The following is a 12,309-nucleotide window of genomic DNA, read 5'->3' on the forward strand; positions in this document are numbered from 1 at the left end:
GACCCGGGCACCCCCGGTTCACGAGCCCGCGCCCGGTTCCCGGACGGCGACCGCCTCGGCCCGCATCTGCAGCGCGGGAAGCAACGGGGTGTCGGCGGTGACCACGGCGACCACGCGGTCTCCCTCGTAACGCAACGAGATATCCGCTCCGTCCGGGGCCACCCGCTGCGCGGTAGGGACCGCGGACTCCCGGTCTCCTCTGGCGGCGAGCCGAGCCGCTTCGCGGGCGGCATCGACACAGCGCACCTGGGTGACCGCCGCGAAAACCGCGCCCACACACAGGGCTACCGCGGCAGCGAGCGCACCGAGCGCGATCGCTCCCTCGACAGTCACCGACCCCCTGTCACCGCGCAGTACCGCTGGGCGGCGTGCTCGCTCTGCGCTTGTCGTGCCCGGCCACCGGCCGCGCGCCCACGTTCCGGCCTCATCGGTGGACACCTGTGTTCCTAAACGCTTGTGTTCAAGGCCTTTTCGATGATTCCGGTCAAGGCGTCGGGGATGCTCTCCCCGGTCACCACGGTGTACAGGACGGCGCCGAACGCCGCCGCGGCTATGGTTCCGATCGCATACTCGACCGTGCTCATCCCGTCCTCCGCCGTCGCGGCATACAGCAGTCGGGCGTTCAGTTCGCCGCCGAACGCGCGCACCCGCCGCACCGGTGCCCACTCGATCATTTCGGACATGGGGTATCTCCTCCTCTTCACCACGTTCGGACTGTCCGTACGTGGTACATCTCGGTTCTCCGGCTGCGGCGGTCACAGCAGGGTGCCGCCCAGCACCCGGCCGGCCAAGCCGACGATGACGGGCACGATTCCCAGGCAGACGAATGCGGGGAGAAAGCACAGGCCCAGCGGGCCGCCGATCAGCACACCGGCACGTTCGGCGCGTGCTGTCGCCGCCTCCTCCACCAGCGCCCGGTGCTCATCGGCCAGTTCCCCGACCGCCGCCGCCAGCGAGGATCCGGAACGAGCCGACCGGCGTGCCAACCGCGCCAGCGCCTCGAATTCCGGCGCGGCCGCAGAACCGGGTGGCGTCGCCGCCCAGGCTGTCGCCGGGTCGGCACCCATCGCGAGCAGATCGGCCGCGCGCCGCAGCAGCGCCGCCAACGGCGCCGGGCAGGTGGGTAATACGGCACGTACCGCGGCGTCCGCCGGCAGACCTGCGCGTAGACAGGCCGCCAGCAGGTCGAAGAGCGTCGCGATGGCCACCGGATCGACCGGGCCCCGAGTTGGGCGCCGTGCCGCGGGTTCGTAGGTGGGCCCCGTCCCCAAGCGCGCGAGCACCGGCCTGCGCACCGGAAAGAGCAGGAACGCCGCGGCCAGCAGGAGATAAGGCCACACCGCACCGGTCGTCATCGTGGGCTCCTACCCGGGTATGCCGGACATTTCGGCCACCGGCCATGCGGCGGCTGCCGCACGGTGCTGCGCTGGGAGCGAGCGGGGACGCTCATCGCGGAACCACCCGGCGGGTTATCTCGTCGGCCCACAGCAACCCGGCACAAGCCAGGCCCGCGCCGAGCGGAAGGAGAAAGGTGCCGATCGACGAGAACAGGAGTACACGCAGCGGTTGGGCACCCATCAGCTGTCCCAAACCGATGCCGAGTACCGGAAGTACCGCCAGGATCGTGGCCGTAGCGCGGGCTCCGGCCAGAGCCGCCTCGGTACGGTTGCGGAATTTGATCCGGGCGGCCAGATCGGCCCGGGCTGCCGCGAGCAGTTCGGCCAGGGCGAGGCCGTGTCGTTCGGCGACCCGCCAGGCGTCCGCTACCCGGGCGAGCTCGGCGGCGATCACCGTATGCGGGCGTAACAGTCCGTCGGCACCGGAGCCGCCCAGCCGGCTACGCGCCGCGCCCACCGCGAACGCCTGCGCCGCGATACCGCCGGTCTCGCGGGCGGCGACCGCGGCGGCGGCACTGGGATGCGCGCCCACCCGCAATTCCGCGATCACGGCCGACAACGCATCAAGGAGGTAGCCGCATTCGGTGTTGTGCCGCCGGGCCAGCCGCGCACGGCGCATTCGTACCGTCGCGGTGGCCACAACGAGCACCCCGCCGATGAGGCTGCCGCTACCGAGAACCAGCGCCACCGCACAGCCGAGCCCCGCGGCGCCGCGGACGAGCCACCGCCCGGGCACGCGGCGCGACACTGGCGCACCGAACACCCGGGTGAATCGCCGCCGATCGGCCGGTGCGGGAATCAGGAGCAGGGCCACGGCCACCCAGCCGAGCCCGGCGACCACCGGCGATACCGGTCCGGTGAGAGTCATCGGCCCAGCCGTTCCTCGAACAAGGCGGCCAGCGCCTCCGCACCGGGGCCTGCCGCGCCGGCCCGCCAGGCCGGGCAGATCACCACCCAGCCGTCGCTGCCCCGCCGCACCACCCCGATTTCGCGGAGGATGCGCGAGCCGTCGGGACGCCGCTGTACATGGAGAACCACCTGGACCGCCGCGGCGAACTGACTGTGCAGAGCCGCGCGGTCCATACCGCCCGAACCGGCGAGGGCTTCCAGCCGGGCCGGCACCTCGCGCGGCGAGTTGGCGTGCACCGTTCCCGCGCCGCCGTCGTGCCCGGTGTTGAGCGCCGCCAGCAGGTCGACGACCTCGGCGCCCCGCACCTCACCCACGACGAGGCGATCCGGGCGCATCCGCAGGGCCTGGCGCACCAGATCGCGCAGGGTGATTTCGCCGGCGCCTTCAATATTGGCCGGACGAGCCACCAACCGGACCACATGGGGATGCGGCGGCGCGAGTTCGGCGGCGTCCTCCACGCAGACGATGCGCTCGGCCGGATCGACCTCGGCGAGCAGCGCGGACAGCAACGTGGTCTTCCCCGCGCCGGTACCGCCGACCACCAGGAAAGCCAGCCGCGCCCGAATCATCCGGCGCAGTAGGGCTTCGGCTTCCGGCGGTACGGTTCCGGCCCGGCACAAAGCGTCCAGACCCTGGGTGGCCGGCCGCAGCACCCGTAGCGACAGGCAGGTACCGCCGAGCGCGATCGGCGCGAGCACGGCATGCAGGCGAACCCCGAAGCTGTTACCCAGCACCATCTCCCGCCCGGCGAGCCGGCCGTCCACCCAGGGCTGGGCGTCGTCGAGGCGGCGGCCCGCCGACAGCGCGAGACGCTGGGCCAGGCGCCGCACGGCGGCCTCGTCGGGGAACGTTATCGGGGTCTTCTCGACACCGCGGCCACGATCGACCCACACCGCATCCGGCGCGGTGACCAGCACATCGGCGACCGCGGGATCGTGCAGCAGCGGTTCGAGCAGCCCGGCACCGGTGAGTTCGGTCTGCAGCAGGCGCAGGGCCCGCAGGAGGTCGGTATCCCCCAGCATGCCGCCCGCCTCGGCCCGGATGGCCGCCGCGACCCGCGCCGGTTCCGGTTCGGCGGATTCGCCGGCCAGCCGCCGGCGGACCCGGTCCAGGAGTTCGGCGGTGACGACCCCCGCCTCGGCGTTCACCCGGCTCTCCGTTCACCGGGCGGAGTGAGCACCGCGAGCACCGCATCGCAGGCGGTACGCAGTGGGCCGCGACGTAGCCGCAGGCCACCGCGCTCGAGGCGGGCGGCGAGACCGGGCTGGGCGCGCACGGAAGCCAATAGCGGCAACCGCAGCACCGAGGCGATCTCCTGCCCCCGCAGATTGCCGGGTGCGGGCCCGCGCACCACCAGGCCCTGGTTCGGGTTCCGGTTCGCGACCCACTGCGCCACCGCCTCGGCCGCGGCCACCGCACGCAGCCGGGCGGGTACGACCAGCACGACCAGATCAGCGGCGTCGAGCATGCCATCGATATGCGGACCCCGTTCGCCGGAGATATCGCAGACGACGAGATCCCCGGCTCCGCGGGTGGCTTCGACCACCGCGTGCACCGCGGCGGCGCCGATCGGACTGGTGCGGCCGGAGCCGCGGCCGCAGGACAACACCGACAGCCCGGCTCCGGCGCCCGGTAGAGCGTTGTGGAGTTCGGCGGCGGCCACCCGGCCGTCGTCGATGACCAGGTCCGGCCAGCGCAGACCGGGAGCGCTTTCGATCCCGAGCAGTAGATCCAGCCCGCCACCATGCGGTGCGCCGTCGACCAAGACCGTCTGCGGCCGGAATCCAGTGGTGGCCGAACGCAGCGCGATCGCCGCGGCGAGGGTGGAGGCACCCGCCCCGCCGCCCGCGCCGGCGAGCGCGATGACCACTCCCCCATCTGCGCGCTTTTCGGCGTATTCGGCGAATTTCTCGATGAGACCGACCGCCCCGGCGGGCAACGCGACCACCCGCTCGGCGCCGATCACCGCCGCCGCCTGCCAATCCGCGAGTTCCGGCTCGCCGTCGGTGACGGTGACCACTCCGCTGCGCCGCGGTGGTGCCGCGGCAGCGCATTCCACCGCCGCGGGGGTGTCCAGCACGATGAGTGGCGCGATGGACCATGCGTGGCGTCCCGGTGGCGGAGCGGCCTCCTCGATACGCCGGCCCGCGGCCGCCGCAACGCGTAGCACTTCGTCGCGTAACCGGTGATCCCGGATGAGCACCAGCACACCGGGTTCGGCGGTTTCCGCGGTGGTCGCCTCGTGGTCCATGAGATCCAGCGTGGCCGGGAAACGCGGTCCGGTACGGGCCGCGGAGGAGATTGTGGACAACTCGCGGGCTGTGGACAACGTCCACAGCGAATGGCCGTCCCCGAAATAGAGGACGGCCCCAGCCGGGGGGGGAGGAGGCTGGGGCCGTCGGGGTTCAGCCCCGGGGGGTCGGGCTGAACGCGCCTGGAACATGTCCAGGTGACAGCAATACTACACCCAAGCCCCGACGAGAACGCAAGCCCCGAGACAAAGAAGTTCCCCAGCTCACGCCGACCACTGTCCGCGGTGAAAAACCACAGGTCAGAACCGGCTGAACCACCCTGTGCCGCCGACACGCCAGACACGTTTGCCTATCCTGAACCCGTGACGGACACCGCTGATTCGACACCGCTTCCCGGCGATCGCCGACCCACCCACGGCCGTATCGCCGCGTTCTTCGACCTGGACAAGACCGTGATAGCTCGCTCGAGCACCTACGTGTTCAGCAAACCGTTCTTCGCCCAGGGCCTGATCAACCGGCGGGCGGTACTCGAGAGCAGCTACGCCCATTTCATGTTCCTGCTCTCGGGCGCCGACCACGATCAGATGGAGCGGATGCGCGCCAACCTGACCAATATGGTCGCCGGCTGGGATGTCGCCCAGATCCAGTCGATCGTGGCCGAGACGCTGCACGAACTGGTGGATCCGCTGATCTACGCAGAGGCAGTCGATCTGATCGCCGACCACACGATCCGCGGGCACGATGTGGTGATCGTCTCGGCCTCCGGCGAGGAGGTGGTGGCGCCGATCGCGGAGGCGCTCGGGGCGACCCACACCGCCGCGACCCGCATGGAGGTCGTCGACGGGAAGTACACCGGCGAGGTCGATTTCTACTGCTACGGCGAAGGCAAGGTCACGGCCATCGAAAAGCTTGCCGCTACAGAGGGTTACGACCTGTCGCGGTGCTACGCGTATTCCGATTCGATCACCGATCTGCCCATGCTGGCCGCGGTCGGCCACCCGACCGCCGTCAATCCGGACCGGAATCTACGGCGGGAGGCAACGGCACGGGGGTGGCCGGTCCTGACCTTCTCCAACCCGGTTTCACTGTGGTCACGGTTTCGCGCACCGTCGAGAACGACGGCCACCGGGATCGCGGTCGGACTCAGCGCACTGGCCGCCGGCGCACTTACCTATCGGCTCCTGCGACGCCGCTGAAGACGGCTTCTACCTGGCCTTATAGCATACGCCTCCGAACTCCGGCGACCGTTTTCCAATGTTCGGTTATGTTGCCCGAAGCCTTGATGTGAGTGCGCTCACAGTGTAAAAATGGAGGCACGGAAGGACGGAAGGCCAAGGCGCAGCCGGAAGAGAAGGCTCAGTCTCCCGACCACCCTTCCCAGCACGGACACCAGGCACCCACGCGGAGCTCGCCGCGACAAGGGCAGGAGTGTTGTGGGCCTGCGAAATCCGGTTCGTTGCCGGCGATGGCCTCGCATAGCTGCGGGGATGAGCTGCTGCGGATCCCGGAGGAACGCCGAGGCCGGAGAACACAACCCATTTCAGCACGCATGGTAACCGGGTAGTCCGTGCTCGCGGGCGGTGAGGTCCAACGACCACGCCGCCCGCTTTGATGTGTGCGGTAGCCCTGATACGACAGCCCACCACGACGGCATTCGGCTGTCAGCCGGCCGCCGCCTCCGCGATCGACATCGCTTCCCGGGCACCGTCTTCGAGTGCACCGCAGCAGAACACCACCCAGCCCCCGACCCCGTCGGCGGTTGCGGCGCCGAACGCGGCCGCCGCGTCCAGGTATGCCTGCCGGCGGCGCAGCAGAAAGACCTCCGGCACACCGAGCGCGTGTGGATCCAGCCCGCTCGACACGGTGACCAGACGCGACGCCGCCCGGGCGACCAGCCCGTCCGCCGACCCGAACGGTTTCAGGGTCAGCAGTTCGCCGTGCACCACCGCCGCGGTGACCGGAGCCGGTGCCGAGGTGGCCAGCAGGGTCTGGGCCAGCACGTCCAAGCGCTCGGCCACACCGCCGTCGGCGCGTGGCCGGCCCAGCGCGCTTTCGTCGTCCACCATGTCGGCGGCGGCGAGCAGGTGCAACCGGGCCAGGGCCTGCAGCGGCGCCCGCTCCCAGATTCCGACGAGGTTGCGCAGTGCGTCACCTTCCAGCGCCTGGCCCACGCGCAGCGCGCCGGCCAGGATCGGGTCGGCGACCGCGCCGTCGGCGGGTAGTTCGGTACTCCCGCCGTCGAGCGCCGCGGAGGATCGCGCCGCCCGGACAGCGGCTTCGGCCGCGGTCGTCGGCCAGCCGCGGCGGTTCGTCTTGTGCCGGTGTACCTCGGCCAGCGCGTCGCGGGCCTTATCGGCCGCGGCGCGCACGCCGGGCAGTTCGGTGAGGGGCGCGAGCGGATCGGTCACGGGGTAGGAGGCTACGCGGCTCGGACGGCGACGTGGACGTGAGTCCCGCGAGACCCCGTTGTCACGGTCGGCCGACAGCCAGGTCGCGGCCGGGTATGGCCGCGAGCAGGGAGCGCGTGTACTCCTCGCGCGGGGATTCGAAGATCTGCTCCGTCGGTGCCGCCTCGACAATGGTCCCCTCGTGCATCACCAGGACCTCGTCCGCGATCTGGCGCACCACCGCCAGATCATGGGTAATGAACAGATAGGTCAGACCCAGGTCACGCTGGAGGCGATCGAGCAGGTCGAGGATATTGGCCTGGACGAGCACATCCAGCGCCGATACCGCCTCGTCGCAGACCAGCAGTTCGGGTTCGAGCGCCAGTGCCCGGGCGATGGCGACCCGCTGGCGCTGCCCGCCGGACAGTTCGTTCGGGTAGCGGTCGGCGATATCGGCGGGCAGCGAGACCTGATCCAGCAGCTCCCGGACCTTGGCGTCCCGTTCGGCGCGAGTACCCAGTTTGTGGGTGTACAGCGGTTCGGCGATACAGCGATGGATCGAATACATCGGGTCGAGCGACGCGTAGGGGTTCTGGAAGATCGGCTGCACCCGGCGCCGGAACCGAGTCTGCTCGCGGCGGCTCAGCCGGCCGATATCGGCGCCGTCGAAAAGCACCGAACCGGAGCTGGGCTCGAGCAATCCGAGGACGAGCTGTGCCACGGTGGACTTTCCGGAACCCGATTCGCCGACCAGGGCGGTAGTGGTCCCCCGGTGCAGGCGGAACGAAATATTCTCGGCGGCCGCGGCCTCTCGGGACCGCCACGGAGCCGATCCGCGGACGCGATACCGCTTGGTGAGCTTGTCGGCCACCAGAATCGGATCCCGGCTCTGCTCGTCGCCGCGGTCGCGGGTACGGCCGGCGCGCCGCCCGGCGGCCAGCGAGGGCGCCGCTTCGATCAGCTTGCGGGTGTAGGCGTGGCGCGGATCGCGTAGCAGGTCCGGCGCCGGGCCCGATTCGACGACGCGACCCTGATACAGCACCACGAGGTGTTCGGCGCGTTCGGCGGCGAGTCCGAGATCGTGGGTGATGAGCAGCATCGCCGTACCGAATTCTCCGGTGAGGCTGTCGATGTGGTCGAGGATGCGGCGCTGCACGGTGACATCCAGCGCCGAGGTGGGTTCGTCGGCGATCAGCAGCGCCGGTCGCGCGGACAATGCCATCGCGATGAGAGCGCGCTGCCGCAACCCTCCGGACAGTTCGTGCGGATACTGGCCGGCCCGGTGCTCCGGGTCGGGTATCCCGGCGGCGCGCAACAATTCGACCGTCCGCTCCCGGCCCGCCCGGCCCCGCGCCACGCCGCTCGCGGCCAGGGCCTCCCGGATCTGGAAGCCGATCTTGTAGACCGGATCGAGATTCGACATCGGATCCTGCGGTACGAAACCGATCTCGTTGCCACGCAGGGCGACCAGCCGAGATTCGGGCGCATCGGTCAGTTCCGTACCCGCGAAACGGATACTTCCCCCGGTGATCCGGCCGCCGGGCGGCAACAACCCGAGTACCGCGTGCGCGGTGGTCGATTTACCGGACCCGCTCTCGCCGACGATCGCGACTGTCTCGCCGGGGTAGACGGTGAGATCCACACCCCGTACCGCCTCGACCCGGCCGGCGCCGGTCCCGAAAGCTATACGCAGATCCTGGATTTCCAGCAAGGGGCGCTCTTCGGTGGTGGTCATGAGCGCGTCCTGTCCAGTAGCCGCGAGCGCCGCTCGCTCGGTGTGCGGAGACCGTGCGCCGGCCCTCCCCCGGCGCTCATCGCGCACCCCGTGCTTTCGGATCGATGGCGTCGCCGAGGGCATCGCCGAGCATGATGAAACTGAGCACCGTCAGCGCCAACGCGGTGGCCGGATAGAACAAGATCAGCGATCCGCCCCGCAACTGCTGCTGGCCGGTCGCGATATCGGCGCCCCAGGAGACCACGGTGGGTGGCAGTCCGACCCCCAGGAACGACAGCGTCGCCTCGGTCACGATGAACACACCCAGCCAGATGGCCGTCACCACGATGACGGGCCCTACCGAGTTCGGCAGGACGTGGCGGACGAGGATACCGAGGCGGGAAACTCCCAGCGCCCGGGCGGCCAGCACGTATTCGCTGTTCTTCGCCGCGAGCACGGATCCGCGGGCGATCCGCGCCGCCTGCGGCCAGGTGAAGGCCGCCAGCGTGACGATCACCAGCCCGATGGTGCGCTCGGTGGACAGCTGCATGAGCACGATGGCGGCGAGCATCAGCGGGATGGCGTAGACGATCTCCGAGATGCGGGAGATCACCGAATCGAGCAGCCCGCCGTAGTACCCGGCCAGTGCGCCCAGCGTGGCCCCGATCAGAACGAACAGGGCAGCCGCACCGACCCCGGTCAGGATCGACGCCCGGGCCCCGTAGACCGTGCGGGCGTAGATATCGCAGCCCTGCAGATCGAACCCGAACCAGTGCGCCGAGCTGGGCGGCAGCAAACTGTTGTCGACCGTGCAGTAGCGCGGATCCTGGTCGGTGAACAGACCGGGGAACGCCGCTACCACCAGCACCAGCAAGATGAGTGCCGCGGAGATCCAGAACAGCGGATTGCGCCGCAGGTGCCGCCAGGCCTGGCCCCAGAAACCGCGCGGCGCGCCCGCGATCCGCACCCGGTCGGTGGCCTCCACCGGCACCGCGTCCGGTTCGGCGACCCAGCGCTGCCGGTCGCGCCGCCGGGGCAACTCATCGGACATGACCGCACTCCTGTTCAGGCATAACGGATCCGGGGGTCGAGTACCGCGTACAACAGGTCCACCACGAGGTTGGCCAGCAGGAACACCACGATCAGCACCGTGACGAAGGAGACGACCGTCGGCGCTTCGCCGCGGACCACCGCCTGGTAGAGGGTGCCGCCGACGCCGGGGATGTTGAAGATGCCCTCCGTGACGATCGCCCCGCCCATCAGCGCGCCCAGATCGGCGCCGAGGAAGGTGACCACCGGGATCAGCGAGTTCCGCAGGATGTGCACGGTGACGACCCGCCGCCGGGGCAACCCCTTGGCCGTGGCCGTGCGCACGTAGTCGGCGTCGCGGTTCTCCGCGACCGCGTTGCGGGTCAGCCGGAGTACGTAGGCGAACGACAGCGCACCCAGCACGAGTGCGGGCACCACCAGTCGCCCCCAGCTCGCGTCCGCGCCGACCGTGACGGGCGCGATGCCCCATTTCACGCCGAGCAGGAACTGGGCGAGGAAACCGAGCACGAAAACCGGTATCGCGATCACCACGAGACTCAGCACCAGCATGGCCGAATCGAACCATTTACCTTTGCGCAGCCCGGCCAGCGCGCCGAACAGGATGCCGAACACCGCTTCGAACAGCAGGGCCAGTAGCGCCAGGCGGATGGTGATCGGAAAAGCACGGGCGAGTTCGTCTTTCACCGACCGGCCGGAGAACGAGGTGCCGAGATCGAAGGTGAAGATCCCCTTCAGGTAGTAGAAGTACTGCACGAAGAAGGAGCGGTCCAGGTGGTAACGCGCGCGTAGTTGCTCTTCGAGAGCGGGGGTGAGGGTGCGGTCACCGGCCAGCGCCGCCACCGAACCACCGGAGACCTTGTAGATCAGGAAGTAGATGAGCAGGGTGGCGCCGAAGAACACCGGAACCATCTGCAGCAGGCGCCGCACTACATACCAGGCCATGCGCTCTCCTCCCGCCGGCGGGTATCCGGGGTCATATCAGCTCGAGGTTCTCGAAATCGGCCATACCGTTCCAGCCGAAGGTGACCCCGCGGACCCGTTCGGAGTAGCCGGAGGAGTTCACGTAGTCGAAGATGGGAATGGTGGGCAGATCGCGCAACAGCACCGTCTGGGCGCGCGCCACCAGCGCCCAGGATTCCGGTTCGGTCAGTGCGGCTTCGGCGGCCGCGATCAGGGCGTCGAATTCGGGGTTGTGATAGTCGAAATCGTTGGTTTCGGAGTTGCCCAGGAACGATGGCTCCAGGAACTGGAGCATCGTCGGGTAGTCGCCCTGCCAGCCGGAGCGGAAGGCCTTGCCGACGGTGCGCGAGGTGATCTGGTCGCGGAGTTGTTTGAACGTCGGATAGGCGGCGCCCACCGCTTCGATCCCGAGGGTGTTCTTGATACTGTTCGCGACCGCGTCGACCCAGGGCTGATGATCTCCGTCGGCGTTGTAGGCAATCTCGAAACGACCGCTCCACGGTGCGATCTCGTTCGCTTCGGCCCACAACCGGCGGGCCTCGCCGGGATCGAATTCGAGGACCTCGGCACCGGGGAGATCACCGTCGAAACCCGGCAGCACGCTCGAGGTGTAGTCGCGGGCCGGCGCGCGGGTGCCGCGGAAGATCTTGTCGCCGATGGCCTTCCGGTCGATGGCGCGCGAGATGGCGTGCCGCCGCAGCCGGCCTTCCGCACCGCCGAAATGCGGTAGGCCGGGTTGGGTGCCGATCCACTGATTCTTCGCGGTGGCCGCCGCGACGGCGCGCTCGCCCAGGTCGGCATCCACCACGGTCAGCGCACTGGTGGGGACGGTATCGAGGACATCCAGGTTACCGGCCAGCAGATCGGCGTAGGCGGCATCCATATCGGAATAGAAGACGAAGGTCAGGCCCCGGTTCCGGGCGGGCCGCCCGCCCCGGTACGTCTCGTTCGGCACCAGATCCAGTTTCACATCGTGCTGCCAGGCGTCCGGGCCCGCGAACCGGTACGGGCCGTTACCGATCGGATGCTGCCCGAACGCTTCCATATCCGCGAAGGCTGCCGCGGGCAGCGGGTAATAAGGCGCGTATGCCAGCCGGGTCCGGAAATCGATGGTGGGCGCCTTCAAGTCGACCGTGAAGGTGAGATCGTCGACCACGCGCAGTCCCGACATGGTCGTCGCGCGGGGCGGATCGGCCTGCACATCCTCGAATCCGACGATCGGCTCATAGGTGTAACTCTGCAGCTGCGCGTTGGTGACCAGGGCGCCGTAATTCCACGCGTCCACGAAAGAACGGGCGGTGACCGGTGATCCGTCGCTGAACGTCCAGCCGGGTTCCAGCCGAATCCGGTAGTGCTGCTGATCGGTGGTCTCGATGGACTCGGCGACCTCGTCGTGCAGGCTGCCGTCGGCGGCGATCCGGCGCAGGCCCGCGAACAAACGATCGACGATCCGGCCGCCACCGTTCTCGTTCGTATTCGACGGCACCAGCGGATTCTGTGGTTCCGAACCGTTGACGGCGATGGAATCACCGAGCGCGGGGGTCACCGTGCAGGCAGGCAGCACGACGACGGCGGCCAGTACCACCAGCAGGCCCGCGGCCCACCGAGTCCACGATGCTCCCCGCACACACACTCCCCG

General features: G+C 69.5%; 12 protein-coding genes. 1 reads left to right on the plus strand and 11 read right to left on the minus strand.

The genetic code is table 11. The features are described from left to right. Window positions 1–18 precede the first annotated feature (18 nt). The 6 genes from ACQEVO_RS28895 to ssd all read right to left on the minus strand — a co-directional run bounded on the left by ACQEVO_RS28895 (window position 19) and on the right by ssd (window position 4,558). Window positions 19–333 carry a TadE family type IV pilus minor pilin gene (locus tag ACQEVO_RS28895; RefSeq protein WP_432919535.1) on the minus strand — a complete coding sequence of 105 codons (315 nt, stop codon included), beginning with the start codon at window positions 331–333 and terminating at the stop codon, window positions 19–21. A gap of 113 nt (window positions 334–446) precedes the next feature. Next, the gene (locus ACQEVO_RS28900) at window positions 447–674 is read right to left on the minus strand and encodes a DUF4244 domain-containing protein (RefSeq protein WP_432923115.1); all 228 of its coding nucleotides are present in this window, start codon (window positions 672–674) and stop codon (window positions 447–449) included. Window positions 675–755: 81 nt separating this feature from the next. After that, window positions 756–1,355, minus strand: a complete 600-nt coding sequence (locus ACQEVO_RS28905; protein ID WP_432919537.1) for a type II secretion system F family protein — start codon at window positions 1,353–1,355, stop codon at window positions 756–758. A 91-nt stretch (window positions 1,356–1,446) separates the two neighbouring features. After that, window positions 1,447–2,265, minus strand: coding sequence for a type II secretion system F family protein (locus tag ACQEVO_RS28910; RefSeq protein ID WP_432919539.1), 819 nt, complete (start codon window positions 2,263–2,265; stop codon window positions 1,447–1,449). Further along, window positions 2,262–3,455, minus strand: a complete 1,194-nt coding sequence (locus ACQEVO_RS28915; protein ID WP_432919541.1) for a TadA family conjugal transfer-associated ATPase — start codon at window positions 3,453–3,455, stop codon at window positions 2,262–2,264. Before ACQEVO_RS28915 ends, ACQEVO_RS28910 begins: the two co-directional genes overlap by 4 nt. Further along, window positions 3,452–4,558 (minus strand): septum site-determining protein Ssd, encoded by a 1,107-nt coding sequence (gene ssd, locus ACQEVO_RS28920; RefSeq protein ID WP_432923119.1) that lies wholly within the window; start codon window positions 4,556–4,558, stop codon window positions 3,452–3,454. Before ssd ends, ACQEVO_RS28915 begins: the two co-directional genes overlap by 4 nt. Window positions 4,559–4,921: 363 nt before the next feature. On the opposite strand from ssd, the gene ACQEVO_RS28925 reads away from it, so the two are divergent. Then, window positions 4,922–5,755 (plus strand): HAD family hydrolase, encoded by an 834-nt coding sequence (locus tag ACQEVO_RS28925; RefSeq protein WP_432919543.1) that lies wholly within the window; start codon window positions 4,922–4,924, stop codon window positions 5,753–5,755. A gap of 465 nt (window positions 5,756–6,220) precedes the next feature. Here ACQEVO_RS28925 and ACQEVO_RS28930 read toward each other — a convergent pair whose 3' ends face one another. The 5 genes from ACQEVO_RS28930 to ACQEVO_RS28950 form a co-directional block, all read right to left on the minus strand. Further along, the gene (locus ACQEVO_RS28930) at window positions 6,221–6,967 is read right to left on the minus strand and encodes an oxidoreductase (protein ID WP_432919545.1); all 747 of its coding nucleotides are present in this window, start codon (window positions 6,965–6,967) and stop codon (window positions 6,221–6,223) included. Window positions 6,968–7,028: 61 nt separating this feature from the next. Then, on the minus strand, window positions 7,029–8,681 hold the full coding sequence (locus ACQEVO_RS28935) for a dipeptide ABC transporter ATP-binding protein (RefSeq protein ID WP_432919547.1): 1,653 nt from the start codon (window positions 8,679–8,681) through the stop codon (window positions 7,029–7,031). Window positions 8,682–8,757: 76 nt separating this feature from the next. Continuing rightward, window positions 8,758–9,711 carry an ABC transporter permease gene (locus tag ACQEVO_RS28940; protein ID WP_432919549.1) on the minus strand — a complete coding sequence of 318 codons (954 nt, stop codon included), beginning with the start codon at window positions 9,709–9,711 and terminating at the stop codon, window positions 8,758–8,760. A gap of 14 nt (window positions 9,712–9,725) precedes the next feature. Beyond that, complete coding sequence (locus tag ACQEVO_RS28945) at window positions 9,726–10,652, minus strand: ABC transporter permease (protein ID WP_432919551.1); 927 nt, start codon at window positions 10,650–10,652, stop codon at window positions 9,726–9,728. A gap of 31 nt (window positions 10,653–10,683) precedes the next feature. Continuing rightward, complete coding sequence (locus ACQEVO_RS28950; RefSeq protein WP_432919552.1) at window positions 10,684–12,297, minus strand: peptide ABC transporter substrate-binding protein; 1,614 nt, start codon at window positions 12,295–12,297, stop codon at window positions 10,684–10,686. Window positions 12,298–12,309 lie beyond the last annotated feature (12 nt).

Origin of the sequence: Nocardia sp. CA-290969 (assembly GCF_050936135.1) — a bacterium.
Taxonomy (GTDB): domain Bacteria; phylum Actinomycetota; class Actinomycetes; order Mycobacteriales; family Mycobacteriaceae; genus Nocardia.

Bases quoted from the DNA above. Each gene is read 5' to 3' on its own strand.
- ACQEVO_RS28945 (WP_432919551.1), bottom strand. From the start codon at position 10,652: ATGGCCTGGTATGTAGTGCGGCGCCTGCTGCAGATGGTTCCGGTGTTC.
- ACQEVO_RS28905 (WP_432919537.1), bottom strand. From the start codon at position 1,355: ATGACGACCGGTGCGGTGTGGCCTTATCTCCTGCTGGCCGCGGCGTTC.
- ACQEVO_RS28900 (WP_432923115.1), bottom strand. From the start codon at position 674: ATGATCGAGTGGGCACCGGTGCGGCGGGTGCGCGCGTTCGGCGGCGAA.
- ACQEVO_RS28910 (WP_432919539.1), bottom strand. From the start codon at position 2,265: ATGACTCTCACCGGACCGGTATCGCCGGTGGTCGCCGGGCTCGGCTGG.
- ACQEVO_RS28935 (WP_432919547.1), bottom strand. From the start codon at position 8,681: ATGACCACCACCGAAGAGCGCCCCTTGCTGGAAATCCAGGATCTGCGT.
- ACQEVO_RS28940 (WP_432919549.1), bottom strand. From the start codon at position 9,711: ATGTCCGATGAGTTGCCCCGGCGGCGCGACCGGCAGCGCTGGGTCGCC.
- ssd (WP_432923119.1), bottom strand. From the start codon at position 4,558: ATGGACCACGAGGCGACCACCGCGGAAACCGCCGAACCCGGTGTGCTG.